Origin of the sequence: Bradyrhizobium sp. 179, assembly GCF_023073535.1 — a bacterium.
In the GTDB taxonomy this organism is placed as follows: Bacteria; Pseudomonadota; Alphaproteobacteria; order Rhizobiales; family Xanthobacteraceae; genus Bradyrhizobium.
Window position 1 is genome coordinate 49,847 of the sequence record NZ_JADPJR010000010.1, and the last position, 20,627, is coordinate 70,473.

The 20,627-nt window shown below is 64.3% G+C and carries 21 protein-coding genes; 4 read left to right on the plus strand and 17 right to left on the minus strand.

The window, feature by feature from the left end; all coding sequences use genetic code 11:
* Nucleotides 1–5: 5 nt before the first annotated feature.
* The 7 genes from IVB12_RS03010 to IVB12_RS03040 form a co-directional block, all read right to left on the minus strand.
* A complete protein-coding gene (locus IVB12_RS03010; RefSeq protein ID WP_247295509.1) occupies nucleotides 6–251 on the minus strand; it encodes an EexN family lipoprotein in 246 nt (81 codons plus the stop codon).
* Entirely contained in the window at nucleotides 248–976 is a 729-nt protein-coding gene (locus IVB12_RS03015; RefSeq protein ID WP_247295511.1) for a type IV secretion system protein, read from the minus strand. Before IVB12_RS03015 ends, IVB12_RS03010 begins: the two co-directional genes overlap by 4 nt.
* Nucleotides 973–3,339, minus strand: coding sequence for a VirB4 family type IV secretion/conjugal transfer ATPase (locus tag IVB12_RS03020; protein ID WP_247295513.1), 2,367 nt, complete (start codon nucleotides 3,337–3,339; stop codon nucleotides 973–975). The genes IVB12_RS03015 and IVB12_RS03020 overlap by 4 nt, the downstream gene beginning before the upstream one ends.
* The gene (locus IVB12_RS03025; RefSeq protein WP_247295515.1) at nucleotides 3,332–3,670 is read right to left on the minus strand and encodes a type IV secretion system protein VirB3; all 339 of its coding nucleotides are present in this window, start codon (nucleotides 3,668–3,670) and stop codon (nucleotides 3,332–3,334) included. The genes IVB12_RS03020 and IVB12_RS03025 overlap by 8 nt, the downstream gene beginning before the upstream one ends.
* On the minus strand, nucleotides 3,670–3,966 hold the full coding sequence (locus IVB12_RS03030; RefSeq protein ID WP_247295516.1) for a TrbC/VirB2 family protein: 297 nt from the start codon (nucleotides 3,964–3,966) through the stop codon (nucleotides 3,670–3,672). The genes IVB12_RS03025 and IVB12_RS03030 overlap by 1 nt, the downstream gene beginning before the upstream one ends.
* Before the next feature lie 70 nt (nucleotides 3,967–4,036).
* Entirely contained in the window at nucleotides 4,037–4,603 is a 567-nt protein-coding gene (locus IVB12_RS03035; protein ID WP_247295518.1) for a type IV secretion protein, read from the minus strand.
* 45 nt (nucleotides 4,604–4,648) lie between these two features.
* Nucleotides 4,649–5,284, minus strand: coding sequence for an acyl-homoserine-lactone synthase (locus tag IVB12_RS03040; protein ID WP_247295520.1), 636 nt, complete (start codon nucleotides 5,282–5,284; stop codon nucleotides 4,649–4,651).
* On the opposite strand from IVB12_RS03040, the gene IVB12_RS03045 reads away from it, so the two are divergent.
* Both IVB12_RS03045 and IVB12_RS03050 read left to right on the plus strand, forming a co-directional pair.
* The gene (locus IVB12_RS03045; RefSeq protein ID WP_247295522.1) at nucleotides 5,274–5,501 is read left to right on the plus strand and encodes a hypothetical protein; all 228 of its coding nucleotides are present in this window, start codon (nucleotides 5,274–5,276) and stop codon (nucleotides 5,499–5,501) included. The genes IVB12_RS03040 and IVB12_RS03045 overlap by 11 nt on opposite strands.
* Nucleotides 5,488–6,219: an autoinducer binding domain-containing protein gene (locus tag IVB12_RS03050; RefSeq protein WP_247295524.1), complete on the plus strand. Its 732-nt coding sequence runs from the start codon at nucleotides 5,488–5,490 to the stop codon at nucleotides 6,217–6,219. Before IVB12_RS03045 ends, IVB12_RS03050 begins: the two co-directional genes overlap by 14 nt.
* A 564-nt stretch (nucleotides 6,220–6,783) precedes the next feature.
* Here the strand turns inward: IVB12_RS03050 and IVB12_RS03055 are convergent.
* The 10 genes from IVB12_RS03055 to IVB12_RS03100 all read right to left on the minus strand — a co-directional run bounded on the left by IVB12_RS03055 (nucleotide 6,784) and on the right by IVB12_RS03100 (nucleotide 18,345).
* Nucleotides 6,784–8,292 (minus strand): glycerol-3-phosphate dehydrogenase, encoded by a 1,509-nt coding sequence (locus tag IVB12_RS03055; RefSeq protein ID WP_247295526.1) that lies wholly within the window; start codon nucleotides 8,290–8,292, stop codon nucleotides 6,784–6,786.
* Complete coding sequence (locus IVB12_RS03060) at nucleotides 8,292–9,044, minus strand: class II aldolase/adducin family protein (protein ID WP_247295528.1); 753 nt, start codon at nucleotides 9,042–9,044, stop codon at nucleotides 8,292–8,294. The genes IVB12_RS03055 and IVB12_RS03060 overlap by 1 nt, the downstream gene beginning before the upstream one ends.
* Nucleotides 9,045–9,063: 19 nt before the next feature.
* Nucleotides 9,064–10,104 carry a 2-hydroxyacid dehydrogenase gene (locus tag IVB12_RS03065; protein ID WP_247295531.1) on the minus strand — a complete coding sequence of 347 codons (1,041 nt, stop codon included), beginning with the start codon at nucleotides 10,102–10,104 and terminating at the stop codon, nucleotides 9,064–9,066.
* Nucleotides 10,097–11,677: an FGGY-family carbohydrate kinase gene (locus tag IVB12_RS03070; protein ID WP_247295532.1), complete on the minus strand. Its 1,581-nt coding sequence runs from the start codon at nucleotides 11,675–11,677 to the stop codon at nucleotides 10,097–10,099. The genes IVB12_RS03065 and IVB12_RS03070 overlap by 8 nt, the downstream gene beginning before the upstream one ends.
* A gap of 2 nt (nucleotides 11,678–11,679) precedes the next feature.
* Nucleotides 11,680–12,789, minus strand: coding sequence for an ABC transporter ATP-binding protein (locus tag IVB12_RS03075; protein WP_247295534.1), 1,110 nt, complete (start codon nucleotides 12,787–12,789; stop codon nucleotides 11,680–11,682).
* Between the two features lie 14 nt (nucleotides 12,790–12,803).
* Nucleotides 12,804–13,910, minus strand: coding sequence for an ABC transporter ATP-binding protein (locus tag IVB12_RS03080; protein ID WP_247295536.1), 1,107 nt, complete (start codon nucleotides 13,908–13,910; stop codon nucleotides 12,804–12,806).
* Nucleotides 13,911–13,915: 5 nt separating this feature from the next.
* Nucleotides 13,916–14,773 (minus strand): carbohydrate ABC transporter permease, encoded by an 858-nt coding sequence (locus IVB12_RS03085; RefSeq protein WP_247295537.1) that lies wholly within the window; start codon nucleotides 14,771–14,773, stop codon nucleotides 13,916–13,918.
* Nucleotides 14,774–14,789: 16 nt separating this feature from the next.
* A complete protein-coding gene (locus IVB12_RS03090) occupies nucleotides 14,790–15,716 on the minus strand; it encodes a sugar ABC transporter permease (protein WP_247295610.1) in 927 nt (308 codons plus the stop codon).
* A 135-nt stretch (nucleotides 15,717–15,851) separates the two neighbouring features.
* Nucleotides 15,852–17,291: an extracellular solute-binding protein gene (locus tag IVB12_RS03095; protein WP_247295539.1), complete on the minus strand. Its 1,440-nt coding sequence runs from the start codon at nucleotides 17,289–17,291 to the stop codon at nucleotides 15,852–15,854.
* 13 nt (nucleotides 17,292–17,304) lie between these two features.
* Entirely contained in the window at nucleotides 17,305–18,345 is a 1,041-nt protein-coding gene (locus IVB12_RS03100; RefSeq protein WP_247295541.1) for a sugar-binding transcriptional regulator, read from the minus strand.
* 137 nt (nucleotides 18,346–18,482) lie between these two features.
* Here IVB12_RS03100 and IVB12_RS03105 point away from each other — a divergent pair, with 137 nt between their 5' ends.
* Together IVB12_RS03105 and IVB12_RS03110 are read left to right on the plus strand one after the other, a co-directional pair.
* Nucleotides 18,483–19,763, plus strand: coding sequence for an FGGY-family carbohydrate kinase (locus tag IVB12_RS03105; protein ID WP_247295543.1), 1,281 nt, complete (start codon nucleotides 18,483–18,485; stop codon nucleotides 19,761–19,763).
* Nucleotides 19,760–20,623, plus strand: a complete 864-nt coding sequence (locus IVB12_RS03110) for a TIGR01459 family HAD-type hydrolase (protein WP_247295545.1) — start codon at nucleotides 19,760–19,762, stop codon at nucleotides 20,621–20,623. The genes IVB12_RS03105 and IVB12_RS03110 overlap by 4 nt, the downstream gene beginning before the upstream one ends.
* Nucleotides 20,624–20,627: the final 4 nt, after the last annotated feature.

Genomic DNA, 20,627 nt, shown 5'->3' on the forward strand with positions numbered 1-20,627 from the left:
GGTCCCTACTTCAGAGCGTCTTCCATTTCTTGGACGGTAATCTTGTTGCGAGCCTCGTTCGCGTTGATACAATTCGGTGTCTTCGCGAACTCTCCGGGATTGTCGCCGCACGTACTAAGAGCCGCCGCAAGCTCGTCCCGATGGTCGAGATACCAGCCGACTGTTTTTGTGCGTTGGCTCTTGTCGGCCTCGTTGCAGCCCGTAAGAACAGCGACGAGAGAGAGTGCCAAAATGGACGTATTCAATTTCATTGCAGGGCCGCGCTCATTTCATCGATCAGTTGTTGTTGTTTCTCGCGCTCTCGCTGGCCATCCATGTCCGTGCGGGCCTGCTGGATCATTGCGAGACCTTGCATGCGGAGCACGTCGTTCTGCAGCAGGGCCTGTTCAGCTTGCAGCCGCGCCGACAGATCGAGCGTCTCCTTGACGTCGGTCGCCGAGCTGATGCGGGTTCTCAACTCTTCAAGCGCGTCGATTCGCTGCGAGGCCGTGTCATAGACCGTCTGGCCCATGGTGTGCTTGGTGCCGGTCTGCCGTGCGATCCGGTCGAGCTCGCTCTGGTAATACGAATTGCCGCTATTGCCGGCATACGCGCGGTTCTGCGAAAGATAATGGTTCATCGCGTCGGCGAAGTTGCCGCCACCCTGCCCCGCAACGAGACGTTCGATGTCGGAGAACTGTTGGGGCAGAACTTTCCGGAACTGCGGCGTGTTCAAGAGCGCGCCGATGTCGTTGGCGTTGGTCCGCTTGTTGAAACTGTCATAGAGCTGCTTGGCCTGATTCAATTGATCCTGGGCCACCCTGAGCTGGGACGTCAGGGTATCGACCTGCTTCTTCAGTTCCGTCAGCTGCTCGAATTGCCGCGCATAGACGCTGGGATCGAACACAATCTCCGCGCTCGCAGGTGCGGCCGTAAGAAGGGTCAAGCTCAGGACCGAGACGGACGTGAGAATCGTCGGGATAAGCTGAACCGTCATCGGATTGTCCTCCGTTCAGCGTGAAACACCGGCAGCCAGCGTGCCGGATCATCGCCGACCTCCGCCCGAATGCGGTCCAGCAGTTCGACTGTTTCCGTTCGTCCGGACAGCACAGCGAGGGCGTCGTCGAAGCCGCTGAGGTCAAGCTCCGCCACCACCGAATTGTGGCCTTGCTTGACCAGGAACCGCCGGCTTTCCGGCGCCAGCTCCTCCTTGATCAGACGGAATTCCGTGTCAGTGAGATGGAATCCGTCGACATAGTCCGAGCGTGTTCCGCGCGCGTTCGGCAGGAAGATTTGCGTGGGACACTGCTCGACAATGGTGTGCGCGATCGGGGAGGCCAGCGCGTCGCGTGGCGACTGCGTGCCGAACACCATGACGCCGTTCTGCTTGCGAATGGTTTTGAGCTTGTTGTTGGCGAGATCCCGAAATGCCTCGTCGCCAAGCGCTTTCCAGAACTCGTCGATGTCGATGATCAGGCGCCGGCCGTCGATCAGGCGCTCCACGCGATGGAACAGATACATCATGAGCGGCGTGCGAACGGCCGGATGATCCAGCAGATCGGTCATGTCGAAGCCCATGAACCGGGCTTCTAGCCCGATGGCATCCTCCTCGCCATCGAGCACCCAGCCGAAAGGAGCACCCCGGCACCATCGCTCCAATCGGGCGCCGATTCCTTCGCGATCCTGTTGGCCGAGAAAAGCCCGCAGCGCCCCGAACGAACGCTCCGCCTGCCGCAGGTGACTAAGCGCTCGCAAGCCGGAGTCGATCCGCTCCTCCTCGGATACGGTCAGCGCGCGGTCTTCTGGCGTAACGAGCTTCCGGGTAAGAGCGCCCAAGAAGGAAAGATTGGCTGGCGTCAGCTCCAGCGCCTTGAGCGGCGCGCAGCCGGTCGCAATGCCGTTGTGGAGCGTCAGATAGGTGCCCCCGGCGGCACGGACGAAAATCTCGGCGCCGCGGTCCTTGTCGAAGAAGACGTAAGTGGCGCCGAGCCGCTCGGCCTGCGACAGCAGGAAGTTCTGGACGACGGTCTTGCCCGACCCGGAGGGGCCGCAGATGAAGGTGTTGCCGAGGTCGCCGTGATGAAAGGAGAAGTAAAAAGGCGAGCCAGACGCGGTCTTGAGCATGGCGACCGCCGGTCCCCAATGGTTGCCGGCAGGCTTTCCGGTCGGATAGGTGTGGAACGGAGAAAGTGCCGCGAAATTGCGCGACGTGATCGCGCCAGTTCGCGCCCGATACTTGAACAGTCCCGGAAGCTGGGCCCAATAGGCCGCTTCCAGGCCAAGATCCTCGCGCGCAACCACGGCGCCCGCGTCGGCCAAAGCGCGCCGCGCCACGCTCATGTGATCCTGCAGCTGCGAAGGCGTCTCGGCGTAGATCAGCAGCGAGAGATGATGATCTCCAAGCACGAACCTGTTGGATTCGAGATCGTCGAGCGCGTCAGAGAGCTCATCGACCTGCGAGGCCGCCGGATCCTGCGCCGAGACCAGCTGGTTCTGCTTGCGCGTCAGGACAGTCTTGGCGTCGGCCTTCGACAGAAATGCCAAGGATTGCGTGAGGATAACTTCGAAAGGCGCGGAAAGCAGCGCGTTTAGCAATCCGGGCCGGGTGGACGCCGGATATTCCTTGAGTCCAAACATGCCAGCGAATCGCGACCCGCCCGCGCTGCGGATTTCGATGGCTTCGCGGCCGAAGATGACGCGGTTTGAATAGAGCGCGGGGCCGATCGGCCCTTGCGGCAATGGCATGGGCATCCACTCGCCGGAGGCGAGGCCGTGAAGCAGCTCCATTGGCTCTGAGAAGGTGGTGCTGTTGCGCTCAACCAATCCCAGGGCATGGGCGCCGTAGCGCTCCAATGCCGCGACCATATCGCTCGTGGCATCGTTGAGCCGCTTGATGGCTTCGCTGTCGACCTCGAGGGAAGCCGTGGCGCTCCGGCCAAGCCGTTTGAAGAACGCGGCCGCCGCGTCAGCGGGGGCGCGACCGGGATGCCAAACCAGCGTCAGATAGAGATCGTTGTGAAACAGCGCTGCCTTGCGGAGCCGGTCGCGATATTGCGCGTCGAGCGAAGCTGAAAATGTCGATCGGAACGCGCCGTCCGGATAGTCCGATGTCCGGCGTCGCACCAGATGGGTCCACAGCGCCAGCCGCGGGTCCGCAACATTGCGTAGGGTGAGGTTCAGCTTGGCGTGCAGGTCGTTCAGATCCGCCGTCTCGGCGGTCTCGAACGAGGTGCCATCGAGCCGGATCACCGTGAGCAGGGCCCGCGTCGTGAGACTGATCACCGTATCGGTGACGTGCCGGCCGAACGGCAGGTAGACTTCGGGCCCGATCTCCCGGCTTTTGAGCGTTGCGTTACGCATAACCAAGGTCTCGTGTTCGATACCGCCGGACGAGCTTGAGCGGCGTGCAGGACGATCCACCCCAGAATGCGGCGTTGCGCGTGCGTCCGCGGGTTTCGATCCAGGCGAGCAGAATCCGGAACATGTTGGGGTCGTACCGACAGATGATGCGGCAAAGACCATGGATCGGAATCGCGACCAGGCCGTAGATGATGCTTCCGGCGACCAGGAAGAGGATGCAGGAGAACATCACGTTGAGCGCCATGGCTTCCATGGTGACGCCGGCAATCATGGCCGGACGGGTGCAGGCGAGGAACAAGGTGTCCTCCGTGAGACGCGCGGCCTCATTCATCAACGACCCCCGGTCAGGGTCGAGACCACCTCGGAGGCGCCGAACGTGATGGCGACGCCGAGCACGACATAGGCGGCCTTGCGCAGGTCGAGATAGCCGAACATCCAGGCGATGCCGACGATGATGACCGCCAGCGTCGCCAGCAGGCGCGCGACGTTGCCGGTTAGCATGTTGACGATGTTCTGCAGCACACCCTCGATGTTCGCGGTCTGCGCGAGCGCAGGCTCGACTAAGGCGATGCTGAGAACGGCTCCCATGCAAAGAAGGGCAGCGGAGTGTTTAACAGGAGAAGTCATGACGTGGCTCCGATCGGCGTTGCAGCCGGACCAGCCCGGACCGCGGTCTTGAATCGAGACAAAACAAAACTCATCGCTCATACACAAAGGCTGACGTGCCAAGGCCCGAGCGATAGACGTCCCAGTTCGGACGCTCATTGATGGAGGGAGCTGGCGTGTTGATTATCGGCGCGTCGCCGGTGGAAATGTCGGCATCGCCGGACGGGGTTCGGGGCTCGGGAGTTGTTCGAGGAGCTTTGGCCGCAAAGCTCGCGACAACGCTGGCAATGGCCTGATCGCGGCCCGAGACGTTCACGTTTGCTGCTTGCAAGCGGGCCTCGAACAGTCTGCCGAGACCCGCGATGTGCTTGCAGGCATCGAAGGTCGTGGTGGCCGTCAGCCCTGCCTGCTTGGTTTCATCCGCATCAAGTTGAGCGAGACCAGTCCGGACCGGCTGGCCGGTGGCGATGGCCTCGGTCGCGAGCTGGATCGCTTCGTCACGGTCACTTGCCTGAATCGGAATCGGCTTGCGCGCCTGAATTGTGATCAGCAGCGGCTCGAACGAGCTCGCCTGCCGTACAATCGCCGTCAGCGGCCGTACAAGGTCCGGCGCCGGGGCACAGTGTTCGACCAGAGCCGCGAATGCAGCTGGATCCATCGCAGAAAGCCTTTCGGTATTGTCGGGAGATGGAGACGTTCGGCGCTATGCTGCGCGTGCCACGCTCGATGGAGCATCAATGACCGGCTTCGAAATCTTGCCGGCCGCCCGGATGGCCCCGAGGGCGTCATCGGTGACTGGCAACAGTCCTGCGACGGCCGTGGTGGTTCCGATTTGACGCGGTGTGCCCAGGCGATCGAGATGCCATCCGGCCCGGCGCAGGATTCGCTCCATGCGCAGATCAGTGACGGTCGCGATCGCCTGCAGGTCGCACTGCTGGCCCCATTCGATCATTGCCGCAAAGAGCAAGAACGTCGCTTTCCGCAAGCCGTTCTCAGCCGTCGCAGCGAGGGTTTGGGTGTCAACGCAAAAGCGCGAGCTCTCCCAGATATTGGCTGCTCTGGGCGCCGCGTGGCCATCCAGCAACATCGGGAACGTGTCGGCCAGCATGTTGCGCCCTGTGGTGGGCAGCAGGCGAACGCAACCGACGACCTCGCGCCGCTCGACCACCAAGAGATACGTCGGCTTGAATGCGTCGTACTGGTCGATCTCCAATCCGTCCGCGATAGAGACGTCCCAGTCGAGCCGCTCCTTGAACACGCGCCCTCGCAGACGATGCATTCCCATTGTCAGTTCAGAGTCGTGCAGGAGCGCCATACGCGTGCGCACAATGACCTTCATTCTTAACCTCTTGCTTACGAATCACAGCTTTGAGATCAAGAAAGCAGGCGCGGTCACGGCATTGCGCTATCAGTTCTGGCAGGGTGTTTTGGAATCGTTCTTGCCGCAAAGCTGCCGCAACGTCGCAATACACGGCCTGCACGTAGAGCGCGAAATGTCGAAGTGCTCGCGCATCTGGAGGCTGGGAAGTAGTGAAGTGACGCATGAAAGAAGCTAAAAGAGCGTTCAATGAATTTGTTGATTGTCTTCACTCTGCTCACACGGAAGACGATTTTCGACGCGTGGCGGAACGAACTGCGCATGCATTGGGTTTCCGCTGGTTCGCCTACTTTGGCCAACGTGCGAATGGCCCCAAACTGATCTCATCCTATCCGAAGAGTTGGACCAGCCACTATTTTCGGGAAGGATACGACAACATCGATCCCGTTCTTCAGGATCCGCGAAACACAAGCCGGATGTTCCTGTGGGATGGACGTGAGGCGCGAAGCGCAAAGTCGGCGAAAGAACGCCGTCTGTTTGACGATGCGCTCAGCTTCAAGATCAGGACCGGCCTGACGGTTCGCATTCCCGCAAGCCAAAATCAGTTCGCGGCGTTTACGCTAGCGGTGGACGACCGCAGCCTTGGACTCGATCGTTTCATCGAGACCTCGAAAGACATGTTGGAGAGGATGGGTCTCACCTTTCATGCGCATGTGAACGCCGCCAGAATGGGGCGAACGCCCCCGGACGGTCAGCAGGGGAGCCCCCTGACTCAGCGCGAGCGGCAGTGTCTCGGCTTGATCTCTGATGGCAAGACGATGCAGGATATTGCGGAGCTTCTCGGAGTTTCGATTCATGGGGTGAAGTATCATTTGGACAATGCCAAGCGGAATCTTGCTGCATTGACCCTGCCCCACGCTGTGGCCCTCGCGTTTCGGCAGGGATTGCTGCCATAGTGCGTAGAACAGCCGTCCGGGTCGGCAACCATGGCCCAAGGATCGGCGGCTTATCCATGAACTTGCCAAGGAGGGGTCAGTGACAATGACCGCGTTCTCGCTGTCGTCGATCGCTGTATTCGTCGAGAACGACCAGATACTCATCGATCGCTCCGCCAGCGGTTTCCGACGGTAATCTCTTGTCGCTTTCGATCCTCCTCTGCCGGTTGGCGTCGGCCTTGACTAGGTTCGCATCGACAGCAAATCCGTCCTTCTTCTTGATCTCCCGGTGCACACGTCGTGCGCACGCCGCTTTCTAGCCGATTGAACAACCTTGAATTCTCGGTCCAATCCATCATGGGCCAATTTGAGCTAGCTCCAGTCCAAAAGATCGAGCCGATCAATGGTGGTCAGCTTTACGCGCGAGAAGGCGGGCAGTGACTCCCACTTGAGCTACTCCGACATATAAGCAACTCCAGCCTGACGGATAGCTTCCGATCTCGAGCTAGCGAAGACTTCCATTGGCCTTTTCATGCATAGATCGCCTACAGTGCCGGTACGGTTGAGGTGCATCGCGCCGACGAGTTAGATGAAGCTCGCAAATGCGTCCCGTTGCGCCGCCGTCAGATGCAGGCCGTGTTTGGTGCGCCTGTCCAGAAAGTCCTGAGGCGCCCTGGCCCACTCCTTCTCGCGCAGAAACGCGGCCTCGCGTTCGTAAAAGTCTCCACCGAAATGCCGGCCGAGATCGGCCGAGACTCGGGCCGGTCCCAGCAGTTCGCGCGCTCGCGTGCCGTACAGGCGTGCATAATGATGGACCAGCTTGCGCGGAAGGTCGGGATATTCGCGCGCCAGCTTGACGCTGAAGGCATCGAAGTCACTCCCGATGTCGCCACCCGGCAGCGGCTGTCCCGCCGTCCAGGTGGGCGACATCTTCGGAAACCATGGTCCGAGACGTTGCAGCGCGTGTTCTGCGAGCCGCCGATAGGTCGTGATCTTGCCGCCGAAGATCGAGAGTAGCGGCGGCACGCCTTCTGCGCCGTGAACCTCGAAAACATAGTCGCGCGTTACTGCTGACGGGTTCTCGGTATTGTCGTCGTAGAGTGGCCGGACGCCGGAAAATGCATGGACGATCTCGCGCTCGTCCGGCGGGGCGCGAAAGTAGCGGCGCAGCACGCCGAACAGGTAGGCGATCTCGCTCTCGTCGATCGCGACGTCTTCTGCGCGGCCGTCATAGGAAATGTCCGTCGTGCCGATCAGCGCCAGATCCGTCTCGTAAGGGTTGACGAAGATGACGCGACGGTCCGCGTTCTGGAGCAGATAGGCCTGTGGCCCGCTCCAGAATTTTGGCAATACCAAGTGACTTCCCTTGACCAGCCGCACATTGTGCGAGGAGTTCAGCCCGGCGACACCCTGGATGACGTCCTGGACCCAGGGACCTGCGGCATTGACCAGCGCTCGCGCCCGAACGATCTGCGTGCCGCCGTCATCTCCCTGCATCTCCAGGTGCCATGCGCCCGCGTCCCGGCGCGCACGTAACGCGCGGGTGCGGGGCAGGATGATCGCGCCGTTGTGCGCGGCATCTACCAGATTGAGGATCACGAGCCGGGCGTCATCGACCCAGCAATCCGAATATTCAAAGCCGCGGCGAAACTCGGAGCGCAGCGGCGCGCCCTCAGGGGCACGCGTGAGATCGAAACCACGGCTCGACGGCAGAAGCTTGCGACCGCCGAGATGGTCATAGAGAAACAGCCCAGTGCGAACCAGCCACGCCGGCCGCTGCTCGGGCGAGTGGGGCAGCACGAAGCGCATCGGCCAGATGATGTGCGGCGCGGACGCGAGCAGGACCTCCCGCTCGGTCAAGGCCTCGCGCACCAGGCGAAATTCGTAATATTCGAGATAGCGCAGCCCGCCATGAACGAGCTTGCCGGAGCGCGACGAAGTGCCTTCGGCAAAGTCTCCCTTCTCGCACAACAGGACCTTCAGGCCGCGGCCTGCCGCATCGCGCGCGATACCGGCCCCGTTGATGCCACCGCCCATAATCGCGATGTCGACAAGCCCGTGATCCCTGCCCGCGTGCGGCGCAGTGCCCGTCATCACATCCTGCTGCGCTTCTTCTCGACGCGTAGTCGCGCCGCCGCCCTTGCAGGTGCGCGTGCCCTGCCCTGCTTCGCCTTCGAAGCAGCCTTGGATTTGGACTGCTGAAGACCATAGGTCGAGAAGCCCTTCGCGGTGTCGGCGATCTCCGCTTCGCTGAGAATGTGCGGCGATCCCAATGCAAGTGAAAGATAGTATTGCCGCGCGATGGTCTCGAGCTCGACCGCAAGCCACATCGCTTTGTCGAGATTGGCACCGACGGCGATCATGCCGTGATTGGCAAGCAGGCAGCCGTTGCGGCCTTCGAGCGCTTTGAGCGCGAGCTCTGACAACTCGGCCGTGCCGTAACGCGCGTAGCCGGCGCAGCGGATATCGTGGCCGCCGAACGCCGCCATCATGTAGTGACAAGCCGGGATCGGCTTGCGCGCGATCGCGAGCACGGTGGCGAAGGTCGAATGGGAGTGAACGACGCTGCCGACATCCGGCCGGCCGCGCATGATGTCGAGATGGAAGCGCCATTCGGTCGAGGGCTGCAGCGGCCCATCCCAAGAGCCGTGCTCGCCTTCAAGCGGCATCGAGGCGATCATCTCCGGTTTCATCGCATCATAGGGTGTCGCCGACGGCGTTATCAGCATCCGATCCTTGTAGCGGGCGGAGATGTTGCCCGACGTCCCCTGATTGAGCCCCGATGCGTTCATCCACCGACATTTGGCGATGATCGCCTCGCGCAATTGTCGCTCCTCGCGGGTCATGGCAAAATCCCTTTCGTCTTCAGCACGGATTGAGCGGCGGCTCGCCGGCAAGATAGCGGCGAACCTCCTCGGCCGCCTGCTCGGCGGCGATGGTGACGGTGCGCAACGAGGCCCCCGCAATGTGCGGCGTCAGAGTCACGTTGGGCAGTTGCAGCAGCGGCCAATCCGGCGGCACCGGTTCCACCGCAAAGGTGTCGAGCATCGCGCCTGCGAGCCGGCCGGACGACAGCGCCTCGTACAGGGCCTGGTAATCGACGAGGGGCCCACGCGCCGTGTTGATGAAGATGGCGCCCGGCTTGACCCGTGCCAGCGCCGCGCGATCGATCAAACCGGTGGTCTCGGCCGTCACCCGCGCATGCAGGCTGATCACGTCGGCGCGTGCCAGCAGCTCGCCCAGGCTGACATGCTCGACGCCGTCGTTGCGATCCTGCGCGCTGAGCTGGACATAGGGGTCCGACACCAGGATCTTGCAGCCGAACGCCTTGAGCAGTCTCACTACGCGGGTGCCGATCGCGCCATAGCCGACGATGCCGACGGTCATCTCGCCGAGCTCGCGCCCGGTGCGATCGGCGCGGTAAAGGTCGCCGCGCCACTCGCCCCCACGCAGGGATTCATGTCCGCTGCGGATCAAGCGCGTCTCGGCGAGAATGGCGCCGATGGTGAATTCGGCCACTGCGCTGGCATTACGGCCGGGCGTGTTGACCACCAGCACCTTGTGGTCGCGCGCGGCCTGCATGTCAACATTGACCGGGCCGCCGCGCGACACCGCGATGAATTTGAGGTTCGGCAGCCGCTCCAGCATCGATCGGGACATCGGCGCAAGATGCGTGACCAGCAGCGCGGCGTCGCCTATGAAATCCGCGACCTCGTCGGGGTCGCCCATGAACTCCTTCAATCCGTCGAGCTTGGAGCCGGCATAGCCGTGCTCCATCGGCTCGTCCGGCCAGGGCTGCTCCAGCATGCGCATGTCGATATCGATGCCGCAGGACGCGTTGATCCGTTTGGCAAAGACCGTCGGCAGCATGAAGCGGTCTCCGACGATGGCAATGGTCTTAGGCATGACCGGCTCCCGCACGCACCGCCGCAAGTTGCTTCCAGATCGGCCGCGCCGCCAGCCTGGCGTCCAGATAGGCTGGGAACAGCCGCGCATAGTGCGATGCCAATGCCGCGTCCGGCGTGTGCGCCGCAGTGAGATATGGCCGCACCCACTCGTCCGCACAGGCCGTCATATCCGGATAGAGGCCGGTCGCCACCGCCGCGATCATGGCGGCGCCCGCGGCTCCCGCCTCGCCGCGGCTACAGACGCGAACGTTGCATTCCAGCGCAGCGCCGAAGATCGCGCCGAGCGCCCGGCTTCGCGCCGCGCCGCCGGTGATGCGCACGTCCCGCGGCAGCGCGCCCATGGCGGCATAACAATCGCGGGCAGCGAAGGCGAGCCCTTCCATGACCGCGCGCATCAGGTCCCAATAGCCGTGACGGGTGCGCAAGCCGAGGAACTGGGCGCAGGCCTCGTGCGCGACGAACGGACCGCGCTCGCCGGCATCGGAAATGAAGGGGTGGAACAGGAGCTCGCCGGGCCTGGCCTCGAGCACGCGGTCATCGAGGCGACGGATCAGCTCGGCACGCGAGCGCGCGATTCCCTCCGCGGCCAGCAGGTCGCGCGCGAGGTCCAGGAGCCAGTCGATGTTCAGCGTCGCCGCCATGTTCGATTGCATCTGCGCATAGTGACCGGAGACCGGGAACGGCATGGTGTAGCCGGTCGCCTCGGGATTGAGCAGCACCGCATCCGCGCTCGGTGCAAGGCGCATATGCATGCCGGTCGAGCCGATGATGGTGCACCCGACATCCGGCGCGGGATCGTAGAGCCCCGCCCCCAGCGCATTGCAGATGACGTCGACATAGCCGAGCGAGACCGGAACGCCCTGCGGCAGGCCGATCTCGAGCGCCGCGCCGGCGTTCAGCGGATGCGTGGTCGCGACGCCGTCGACGATCTCGGGAAACAGCGCCATGCAGTCGACGATGCCGATCAGGCGGGCCGTTTCCGCATCAAAGCGGCGCTTGCGGAAATCGCCGCAGGAGAAGGTCGCCTCCGACGGATCGGTCGCACGCTCGCCGGTGAGGCGGAAATACAGCCAGTCCTTGCAATGAAAGACCGTGCGGGCGCGCGACAGGGTCCCGGGCGCATGGGCCTGCAACCAGGCCAGCTGTGGCCCCTGCTGGCAGGCATTCAACCCCGAGCCGGTCCGTCGATACAGCGCCGCGTTGCGCTCACTGGCGCGGATGTCGCCGACGAGACCGGCGGCGCGCGAGTCGAGCCAGAGCAGCGCCGGCGCAACGGGATGCCCCTCATCGTCGATCAGCCAGGTCCCGTCACCCTGCCCCGTCACCGCGATGGCGGCGAGCCGCGCAGCGAGGTCGGGGACCGCTGCCACGAGACCGCACAGCGCGGCCACGGTGTCGTTCCAGGTCCGCGTCATGTCCTGTTCGACGTGTCCGCCGGCCGACGTCGTGTAGCTGTTCGGCAGCGCGTATTCGCCGAGTTGCTGGCCATCGCGCGTGAACGCCACCGTCTTGATCAGGGACGTGCCCGCATCGATACCGATGATGACGTCGCGACCCGGCAAGGTGCTCATGATCAGGCCGCCTCCGCGTGGCGAATGCAATTGCCGTCGGCGCCGAACAAATGAAGATGCCGCGACTCCAGCGCGAAGGGCAAGGTGTCGCCCGGCCGCGCCGCGACCTTGTTCGGTGTTACCGCGATGAGAAGACGGCCATCGCATTCGCCTGCAACATGCGACTGGTCGCCCAGCCACTGGTTGGAGACGACGCGCACGCGCACGTCCCCGCTGCCGACGGAAATCTTCTGCGGCCTGATGCCGATCCGGAGTCGCGGGCTGTTTGCGAGCGCGCGCCCCGCTGCCGGGTCGAGCGTCGGCCCATCGAGCTGGAATGCGACGTCGGGGCCGATCGAGAGCCGGAAGCCGCCGTCGGCGCGAGCGACCTCGGCCTCGAGCAGGTTCATCGGCGGCTCGCCGATGAAGCTCGCGACGAACAGGTTCGCGGGGCGGTCCTTCAGCTCCCGTTCGCTCGCGAACTGTTGAAGCACGCCATCTTCCATGACCGCGATACGGTCGGCGAGCGCGCTCGCCTCGGTCTGGTCATGGGTGACGAATATCGCCGTCATCCCGCGCTCGGCAAGCAGTCCCTTGATCCTGCCGCGCAGCACCGCGCGCAGCTGGGGCTCGAGCTGCCCCATCGGCTCGTCCAACAGGTACAGATCGGCATCGCGCACCAGGGCGCGCGCCAGCGAGACGCGCTGCTGCTGCCCTCCGGAGATCGAGCGCGGATAGCTATCGAGGATGTCCTCGATCTCGATCAGCCGCGCGATCGCCCCGACCCGCCGCGTGACCTCGCCTCGCGACAATTGCCGGGCCTTCAGCGCAAAGGCGATGTTCTCGCGGACGGTCAGCGGCGGGTAGAGCGAATATCCCTCGAACGCCATCGCCACCCTGCGCTGCGCCGGCGGCAGCGTCTCGATCCGCCGCTTGTCGAGCGCGATCGAGCCTGAGGTGACGTCCTCGAAACCTGCGATCATCCGCAAGGTCGAGGTCTTGCCGCAGCCGGACGAGCCGAGCAGCGCGACGATCTCGCCCTGCTTCACCGTCATGTCGAGCGCGCGCACCGCATGCACCGGCGGCTTGCCGCGGCTGCGATAGACCTTGTCGACATTTTGCAGCTCGAGCATGCCCATTGTCGCTCCTATGCCGCCTGCCGCCGGTGCGGCAGCCCGATCCGGGCGCCGGTCGCCCGATCGAACAACAGCGAGGCTTCAGGTGCGAAGCGAACGAAGACGTTGTCGTCGGCGCCGGCCACCGTCGCAGTCGATGGTAGGGCCGCCAGCCATTCGGTGCCGTCGCTGAAACGGAGCAGCAGCACCGCCTTCTCGTGCATTGGCGTGACGGCCACGACGCGGGCCGGGATTGCATCGTCGCCCGCGGTCTGCGAGATCGCGAGATCGTCCGGCCGCACGCCGACCCAGCAGACGCCGAGATCCGCCGGCTCGCGGTCTCCCGCATCGAGCCGCACCCGCGTGCCCGAGACGTCCGCGAACAGAGCGTCATGTTCGGCCGCCGGCGTCACCTCGGTGAGATTGATGCTGGGGTCGCCGAACAGGCGCGCGACCGCCACGGAAGCCGGCTTGGCATAGATCTCCTCGGGACGGGCCACCTGCACCAGACGGCCGCCGACCAGCACCGCGATCCGGTCGGCGATCGCCATCGCCTCCCGATAGTCCTGCGTGACGTAGAGAACGGCGGCCGAGCTACGCCGCAGCAGGCTCGGCAATTCCAGCCGCATCTCGTAGCGAAGCTTGGCATCGACGTTGCGCAGAGGATCGTCGAGCAGAAGCACCTCCGGATTGCCGATCAGCGCTCGCGCCAGCGCGGTGCGCTGCTTCTGCCCGTTCGACAATTCGCGAGGCATGTGGCCGAGCACATGCTCGATCTTCAGGAGCCGGCTGATTGAGGTGACCCTGCTCGCCACCTCCGCCGCGCCCGCCCTTGCACGCAAGCCGCTTGCGATGTTGGCCCGAGCAGTCATGTGCGGAAACAAGGCAAAGTTCTGGAACGCCATCCCGATCCCGCGATGCTCGGGCGGAGCGCCGACAACGGATCGACCGCCGACCAGAATGTCGCCCTGGTCCGGCTCGAACATGCCGGCAATCATGCGCAGAAGCACGGTCTTGCCACTGCCGGAAGGACCGAACACCGCGACGATCTCGCCCGGCTCGACGGTCAACGAGACATCCTCGGCGCAGCGGACCGGGCCGAATGACTTGCCGACGGCGTTGAGTTCGAGTCGCGCCATGGCTCTCAGCCTTTCACCGCACCGAGCGACAAGCCCTCGACAAGGTAGCGCTGCGCGTAGAGCGCGAGCAACAGGGTCGGCGTGACCGAGAGCACGATCGCGGCTGCGATCTGCCCGTATTGGATACCTGACGCGGTGACGAATGCCAGCGCCCCCACCGTGACCGGCTGCTTATCGGCCGAGGCCAGGATCAGTGCGAACACGAAGTTGTTCCAGCAGAAGATGAAGGAGAGCAACCCGGCCGCCGCGATACCGGGTCCGGCGAGCGGCACCGCGATGCGCGTGAACGCTTCGCGCCAGGAATGGCCGGCCAGCCGATAGGCATGCTCGATGTCGGGGCTGATGTCCTCGAAATAGCCGCGCACGATCCACAGGATCAGCGGCAGCGCGATGAGCTGATAGACCCAGACGATGCCGAGATACGTGTCGTTGAGGCCGAGCTGCTGGTAGTAGAGGGACAGCGGCAGCAGCACCAGCAGCGGCGGGGCGAAGCGGAACGAGAGCAGCGTGAAGGCGATGGTCTCGCCGAGCTTGAACTTGAAACGCGCAAAGGCATAGGCCGCGGGCACGCCGAGCAGCAGCGCCAGCAGCACCGCCGCGCTCGACAGCACAAAACTGTTCATGAGGTTGCGGACGAAGGAGATCTCGAGATTGCCGGCCGTGGTGCGCAGCTGGCCCGAGATCAGTGCTTGATAATTCGCGAGCGTCGGCTCGAACAGGATGCGCGGCGGAATGCGCAGGATCTGCTCGTTGGTCTGGAACGACATCAGGAAGATCCAGACGATCGGCAACATGAAGAACACCAGCACCAGCGCGAGCGCGATGCCGCGGAAGATGCGTCCTGCGAGACTGGAGTGATCCATCGCCGCCTCCCGTGCCTCACGCGTGGCCGTGGGCGCGCGCCCGCAGGCGCAGCCAGTTCTTGATGAAGATGTTCGACAGGATATTGGTGATCAGCCACAGGATCATCAGCAGTGCCGCCGAACGGCCGACATTGGTGTATTGGAAGAATTCGAGATAGGCCTGGACTTGGAAAACCATCAGCCGGTCACCGGGACCTCCCTGCGTCATCGCATAGACGATGTCGAACTGCTGGATCGAATCCAGCAGGCGAAACAGCGACGCCGTGATGATGTAGGGCGCAAGCATCGGCAGCGTGATGCGGAAGAACACGAAGCTTGCCGGGACACCATCGAGCGCCGCGGCCTCGAACGGCTGCCGCGGCAGGGAGCGCAGGCCCGCCAGCAGCAGGATCATGATGAAGGGCGTGTAGACCCAGACGTCCACCAGCACCACCGTGAACAATGCGCTCGAAGGATCGGACGCCCATTTGAAGTCGTGCACGCCGAGCAGGCTGACGAGATAGGACAGGATGCCGAAGCTCGGATTGGTCATGAGCTTCCACATCAGCGCGGCGATCGCGGGCGCCGTCATCAGCGGCAGCAGCAGCGCGATGGACACCGCATTGTGAAAGCGCGTCGGACGGCGCAGCAGCAGGGCAATGCCGAGGCCGAGCAGCAGCTCGAGCACCACCGTCAGCGCGGTATAGGTGAGCGAGATGCGCAGCGTATTCCAGAAGGCGGGATCGGAGAGAAAGTCGATGTAATTGTTGGCACCGATGAAGCCGCGCAGATGAGGCAGATTGAGCCGGTAGCGCTGGAGCGAATAGACCGCCGCCGTGACGAAGGGGACGAGGATGGCGATGCAGACCAGCAGGGCCGGCAAGCTCAGCAGATAGGGCAGCATGCGCCCGCGCAGCCTCGTGGTGCGGCGCGGCAGCACATTCGTCTGGGACAACTGGACCATGCTCATGATGATACGGGATCACGCATTGGCTTCAACACCGCCGGCCCGGATCGCATGGGCGTTCCGAACCGACGGGTCGGGCGTGGCGCGGAGGAATGGGCGCCACGCAAGGCGTCATGTTCAACCAAGGTCTGTTCAACCAAGGCCAGCCTGCTTGAGCTGTCGGTTGATGCTGTCGGCGAGCTTGTCGAGCCCCTCGTCGACGCTGACCTCCTTGGCCACCATCTTCTGGAGCGAGGCGGCCCATTCCGTTGTCAGGTCGAAAAACAAGGGCTGGGCCGTGAAGTAGATCTTGGCGCCCGGCGACGACAAGTCGTGCTGTTCGAGATAGCCGGGATAGGATTTCGCGATGCGATCGCGGAATTCGCTGTCCTTCCAGACCGACGCGCGCACCGGATTGACGAAATCCATCTTGCGGGCTCCAAACAGATCGTGCTCGGTCGAGGCTGCCCACTGCATGAACAGCCAGGCTGCGTCCTTCTGCTTGGAGAAGCTCGACAGCGCGAGCGACCAGATCCATACGTTCGGCGTCGGCGCCTTGGCGGCCGGATTGGCCGCGAAGGGCGCATAGCCGAGATGGCCCCTTTCCTTGTTCTCGCCGCCGTTCATGAAGTAGCCGAGAATGTCGGCGTCGAAGATCATGCCGGAGGCGCCGGCGCCGAGATCGGTGCCGACCTGATACCAGGTGTAGGTCGACCAGTTCTTCGGGCCCGAGGTCTGGATCATCTTGACCCATTTCTCGTGGAACTCCTTCGATGCCTTGGTGTTCATGGCGGCCTTCAGCTTGCCGCCTTCCATCACAAAGTCCTTTTGGCCGAAATTCGAATAGGCCGAGAGGAAGCCGGGATGGATCGTGGCCCAGGAGCGCGAGCCGCGCACGCCGACGCCGTAAGGTCCGCCCGCATCCTTGGTGATCTTGGCGGCGACGTCGAGCAGCTCGTCCAAATTCTTCGGCGGCTTGACGCCGGCCTTGTCGAAGATATTGCGGTTGTAGGTGATGTTGTTGAGCTCATAGCCCCAGGGAATGCACCATTGCTTGGCCTTGCCCGAGCCGAGCTCGGAGCCGGCAACGCCGTCCCACGCGGTCGACGAACGAAGGCCGGGCAGCACGTCGTCCCAGGCGAAGGCCGGGTTGGTCTTTGCGGGGTCCTTGATGTAGGCGTTGAGATCCTCGATCCAGCCGGCCGGACCGTAGGTCCAGGTCATGTAGGCGCCGGTCATGAAGGCGTCGTACTGGTCCGATTTCGAGGACAGCGCCGCGGTGACCTTGTCGAAATAGACATCCTCGGGAAAGATGTCGTAGGCGACGTTCATCCCCGTCAGCGTCTTGAAGGCCTCGATGTCGCCGATCATCGCATCGACATAGGGATGCTTGTTCAACAGCAGCTTGACCGTCTTACCGCTATAGGCCTTCCAGTTGAAGTCCGCCGCCATGGCCCGCGACATTGCGGAGACATAGGCCGCGTTGGCGGCAACGCCAGCGATGCCGAGCTTGGCGGCGCCATCCAGCAGATCACGCCGGCTGATGCGTTTGGCGGCGTAGGAGTCGAACAGGTTCTTCTCGCGATCGTACATGGGTAACCTCCCGTTATGCGCGTTTACTTCCCTTCTGACGCTTATTCTTGGTCTTGTTGTTCTTGTCCTTGCCGGATGTCGCCTCCAGCTTGTCGGTTGCGAGGACCTGAGCAGTCGCCTCGTCGATGATGAGACCGTGCAAGAGGCGGCTGCGCAGCACCGCGCGCAGCGCCGTCACCTTGGCGAGACCGCCGCCGATGGCGACAATGCGATGTTTCCTGAGGTCCGCCGCCTCCATTGAGGTCGCACGCGCCGACAGGTCGATGTCCAGCAGCTCGCCGTTGGCGTTGAAGAAATGTCCGAGCAGGTCGGCGCAGGCGCCGGCGCGCTTCAATTCGACGACTTCGTCCGGCCTGATCATGCCGCTCGAGACCAGGAAGCCCTCGGCATGGATCTGTCCGATGCCGACGAACAGGAGCGAGGCCTCGCGCGCCAGCGCAAACACCTCCGCGATTCCGTACTGCTTCATCAGCACGGCACGGTCGGCGACCGAATTGGCGAACACGGGGACCGGCAGGAGATAGGCCTCCGCCCCGGTTCGCTCCGCCAGCCGATGGATCACGTCGAACGGGTTGGCGGCGAATTTCCGCGTCAATCCGCCGAGCAGGGAGACGAATTGCACGTCGCGCGCCGGTGTCTGCGGCAACTGCTCCACCACTGCCGCCAGTGTGCGGCCATGGCCGACGCCGATGATCTTTTCCTCGGCGCGCTCGAGGATCTGCCGCAGGAAGCTCGCGCCTTCGAGGGCCAGGGCCTTGAGTGGCAGGTCGCCCTCGCCGAGATCAGGCGCGACGCGGCAGAAGGCAAGGCCGTAGCGCTCGACCAGCGTGTTCTCCAGCGCGACGCATTCGGCCACAGGCCCTTCGACGAAGACGCGGATCATGCCCTCGCGGCTGGCGCGCGCGATCAGCCGATGCGCCTTGGTACTCTGGATGTTGAGGCGATCGGCGACCTCGGACTGGGTCAGGCCGGCGGCGAAATAGAGCCACGCCGCCCGCGTCGCGAGTGACGCCTCACCGTCCACCATCGGCAGCCTGTCGGAAGCTATCGCCACGCCGGAAATGCCCGCTTGCAATTTTCTTCACGTCTTGCAAAAAATTGCAGACGCGCGTCGGGACGTCAATCCCCCAAACGTGCTGCGCTGCAATCTGCCGCGCGGATCGCTGCAACCGTCGCCCTCGTGGAGGTCGAATGACAGGCGTGTTCCTCGGCATCGGCGTCGGAACCGGCGGCGTTCGCGCCTGCGCCGTCGGTGCGCGTGGCGCCAAGCTCGCCATGGGATCGGTACCCCTGCCCGCGCCGCGCCAGGATGGCAATGCACTCGAGCAGGATCCGGAACTGTGGTGGGATGCGACGGCGATCGCGATCCGGAAGCTCGGCCGCGAGATCGATCTCCAGGCGGTGGAGCGCGTCTGCGTCGACGGCACGTCGGGCACGCTGCTGCTGATCGACGCCGGGGGGCGGCCCTGCACGCCAGGGCTGATGTATAACGATGCGCGCGCGACGGCGGAGGCCGCTCGCATTGCGGCCGTCGCCCCTGCGGATAGCGGTGCGCACGGCGCGAGCAGCGCATTGGCAAAGCTGCTGTATCTGTGCGATCGCGCGGAAGCGGACAAGGCGCGCTTTGCCGTGCATCAGGCCGACTGGATCGCAGGAAGGCTCGCCGGGCATCATGGCGTCAGCGACGAGAACAACGTCCTGAAGCTCGGCTACGATCCGGTGACACGGACGTGGCCGGCCTGGCTTGAGCGGCTTGGCGTGTCACGCGAGCTGCTGCCGAAGGTGGTGGTGCCGGGAACGCCGTTCGCGGACATCGATCCCGAGGTCGCGGGCACACTCGGCCTGCCGCCGTCGGCGTGCATTTCGGCCGGCACCACCGACGGCGTCGCCGCCTTCATTGCCACGCAGGCGGATGCGCCCGGCGATGCCGTCACCTCGCTCGGTACGACGCTGGTCGTGAAGCTGCTGGCGACACGTCCGATCTTCGCAGCCGATCAGGGCGTCTACTCGCACCGGCTGGGCGAGCGCTGGCTCGCCGGCGGCGCGTCCAACTCCGGCGGCGGCGCCCTGCTCGCGCATTTCACGGCCGCCGACATGGAGCGATTGACGCCACGATTGCAGCCGGAGACCCCGACGGGGCTCGACTACTATCCGCTGCCCAAGCCCGGCGAGCGCTTTCCGATCGCGGATCCTGCGCTGCCGGCAAGGGTCGCGCCGCGCCCGGCTGAAGAGCACCGCTTCTACCAGGCGCTGCTCGAGGGCATCGCGGGGATCGAAGCGCTCGCCTATCGGCGCCTGGCCGAACTCGGTGCGCCAAAGCTGCGACGCGTCATCAGCATCGGCGGCGGGACGAAGAACGCAGCCTGGACCGAGATCAGGCGGCGGGCGCTGCGCGTTCCCGTAACCGTTGCCGAAGAGACGGAGGCAAGCTACGGCGCGGCGCTGTTGGCATTGCGCGGCGGCCCGCCATGACAGCCGACATTGTCGACATCGAAGGTCTCGGCGCGATCGCCGACCGGTTCGATCACGTGCTGCTCGATCAATGGGGCACTCTGCACGAGGGCCAGGCGATCTTTCCCAGGGCGCGCGACTGCGTGACGCGCCTGCGCGAGGCCGGCAAGCGCGTCCTCGTGCTGTCGAATTCCGGCAAGCGCGCGAGCAGCAATGCAGCCCGGCTCGCCTCGCTCGGCCTCCCCACGGGCGCTTATGACGGCATCCTGACCTCTGGCGAAGTCACCTGGCACGGCCTGAAGGCCCGCACGCAGCAGCCTTTCATCGGCGTCGGCCGCACCTGCTTCCTGATCGCGCGCGGCGGCGATCATGCGATCACCGATGGGCTCGACCTCGATCTCGTTGCCGACATGGGCAAAGCCGAATTCATCCTGCTCGCGGGGCTCGATGATGCCATGGCCGAGCCCGAACATTGGCGCGCAGACCTAACGGACGCCGCTGCGCGCGGCTTGCCGATGCTCTGCGCCAACCCCGACCTCACGATGTTCGGCGCCACCGGACTGATGCCCGCGCCCGGCGCATTGGCGCGCTTCTACGAAGCGCTGGGCGGCCGCGTCGCCTATGTCGGCAAGCCGCACCGGCCGATCTTTGCAGCGGCGCTCGAACGGCTGGGGCAGCCGGACCCGGCGCGCGTCCTGATGATCGGCGACAGCCTTGACCATGACGTTGCCGGCGCCCGTCATGCGGGCATGCTGGCGCTTCTGCTCAGGTCCGGCGTGCACCGGGACAAGACGCGGACTGGGCCGGGTGGATTGGTGCGAAAACTGCGCGGCGCGGATGTGCCGGCGCCGCACTGGACGATGGATCATCTGGCCTGGTGAGAGG

Excerpts from the sequence above, each read along its gene's own strand:
- IVB12_RS03010 (WP_247295509.1), bottom strand. The coding sequence starts at position 251 with ATGAAATTGAATACGTCCATTTTGGCACTCTCTCTCGTCGCTGTTCTT.
- IVB12_RS03015 (WP_247295511.1), bottom strand. The coding sequence starts at position 976 with ATGACGGTTCAGCTTATCCCGACGATTCTCACGTCCGTCTCGGTCCTG.
- IVB12_RS03020 (WP_247295513.1), bottom strand. The coding sequence starts at position 3,339 with ATGCGTAACGCAACGCTCAAAAGCCGGGAGATCGGGCCCGAAGTCTAC.
- IVB12_RS03025 (WP_247295515.1), bottom strand. The coding sequence starts at position 3,670 with ATGAATGAGGCCGCGCGTCTCACGGAGGACACCTTGTTCCTCGCCTGC.
- IVB12_RS03030 (WP_247295516.1), bottom strand. The coding sequence starts at position 3,966 with ATGACTTCTCCTGTTAAACACTCCGCTGCCCTTCTTTGCATGGGAGCC.
- IVB12_RS03035 (WP_247295518.1), bottom strand. The coding sequence starts at position 4,603 with ATGGATCCAGCTGCATTCGCGGCTCTGGTCGAACACTGTGCCCCGGCG.
- IVB12_RS03045 (WP_247295522.1), top strand. The coding sequence starts at position 5,274 with ATGACCTTCATTCTTAACCTCTTGCTTACGAATCACAGCTTTGAGATC.
- IVB12_RS03040 (WP_247295520.1), bottom strand. The coding sequence starts at position 5,284 with ATGAAGGTCATTGTGCGCACGCGTATGGCGCTCCTGCACGACTCTGAA.
- IVB12_RS03050 (WP_247295524.1), top strand. The coding sequence starts at position 5,488 with ATGAAAGAAGCTAAAAGAGCGTTCAATGAATTTGTTGATTGTCTTCAC.
- IVB12_RS03055 (WP_247295526.1), bottom strand. The coding sequence starts at position 8,292 with ATGACGGGCACTGCGCCGCACGCGGGCAGGGATCACGGGCTTGTCGAC.
- IVB12_RS03060 (WP_247295528.1), bottom strand. The coding sequence starts at position 9,044 with ATGACCCGCGAGGAGCGACAATTGCGCGAGGCGATCATCGCCAAATGT.
- IVB12_RS03065 (WP_247295531.1), bottom strand. The coding sequence starts at position 10,104 with ATGCCTAAGACCATTGCCATCGTCGGAGACCGCTTCATGCTGCCGACG.
- IVB12_RS03070 (WP_247295532.1), bottom strand. The coding sequence starts at position 11,677 with ATGAGCACCTTGCCGGGTCGCGACGTCATCATCGGTATCGATGCGGGC.
- IVB12_RS03075 (WP_247295534.1), bottom strand. The coding sequence starts at position 12,789 with ATGCTCGAGCTGCAAAATGTCGACAAGGTCTATCGCAGCCGCGGCAAG.
- IVB12_RS03080 (WP_247295536.1), bottom strand. The coding sequence starts at position 13,910 with ATGGCGCGACTCGAACTCAACGCCGTCGGCAAGTCATTCGGCCCGGTC.
- IVB12_RS03085 (WP_247295537.1), bottom strand. The coding sequence starts at position 14,773 with ATGGATCACTCCAGTCTCGCAGGACGCATCTTCCGCGGCATCGCGCTC.
- IVB12_RS03090 (WP_247295610.1), bottom strand. The coding sequence starts at position 15,716 with ATGGTCCAGTTGTCCCAGACGAATGTGCTGCCGCGCCGCACCACGAGG.
- IVB12_RS03095 (WP_247295539.1), bottom strand. The coding sequence starts at position 17,291 with ATGTACGATCGCGAGAAGAACCTGTTCGACTCCTACGCCGCCAAACGC.
- IVB12_RS03105 (WP_247295543.1), top strand. The coding sequence starts at position 18,483 with ATGACAGGCGTGTTCCTCGGCATCGGCGTCGGAACCGGCGGCGTTCGC.
- IVB12_RS03110 (WP_247295545.1), top strand. The coding sequence starts at position 19,760 with ATGACAGCCGACATTGTCGACATCGAAGGTCTCGGCGCGATCGCCGAC.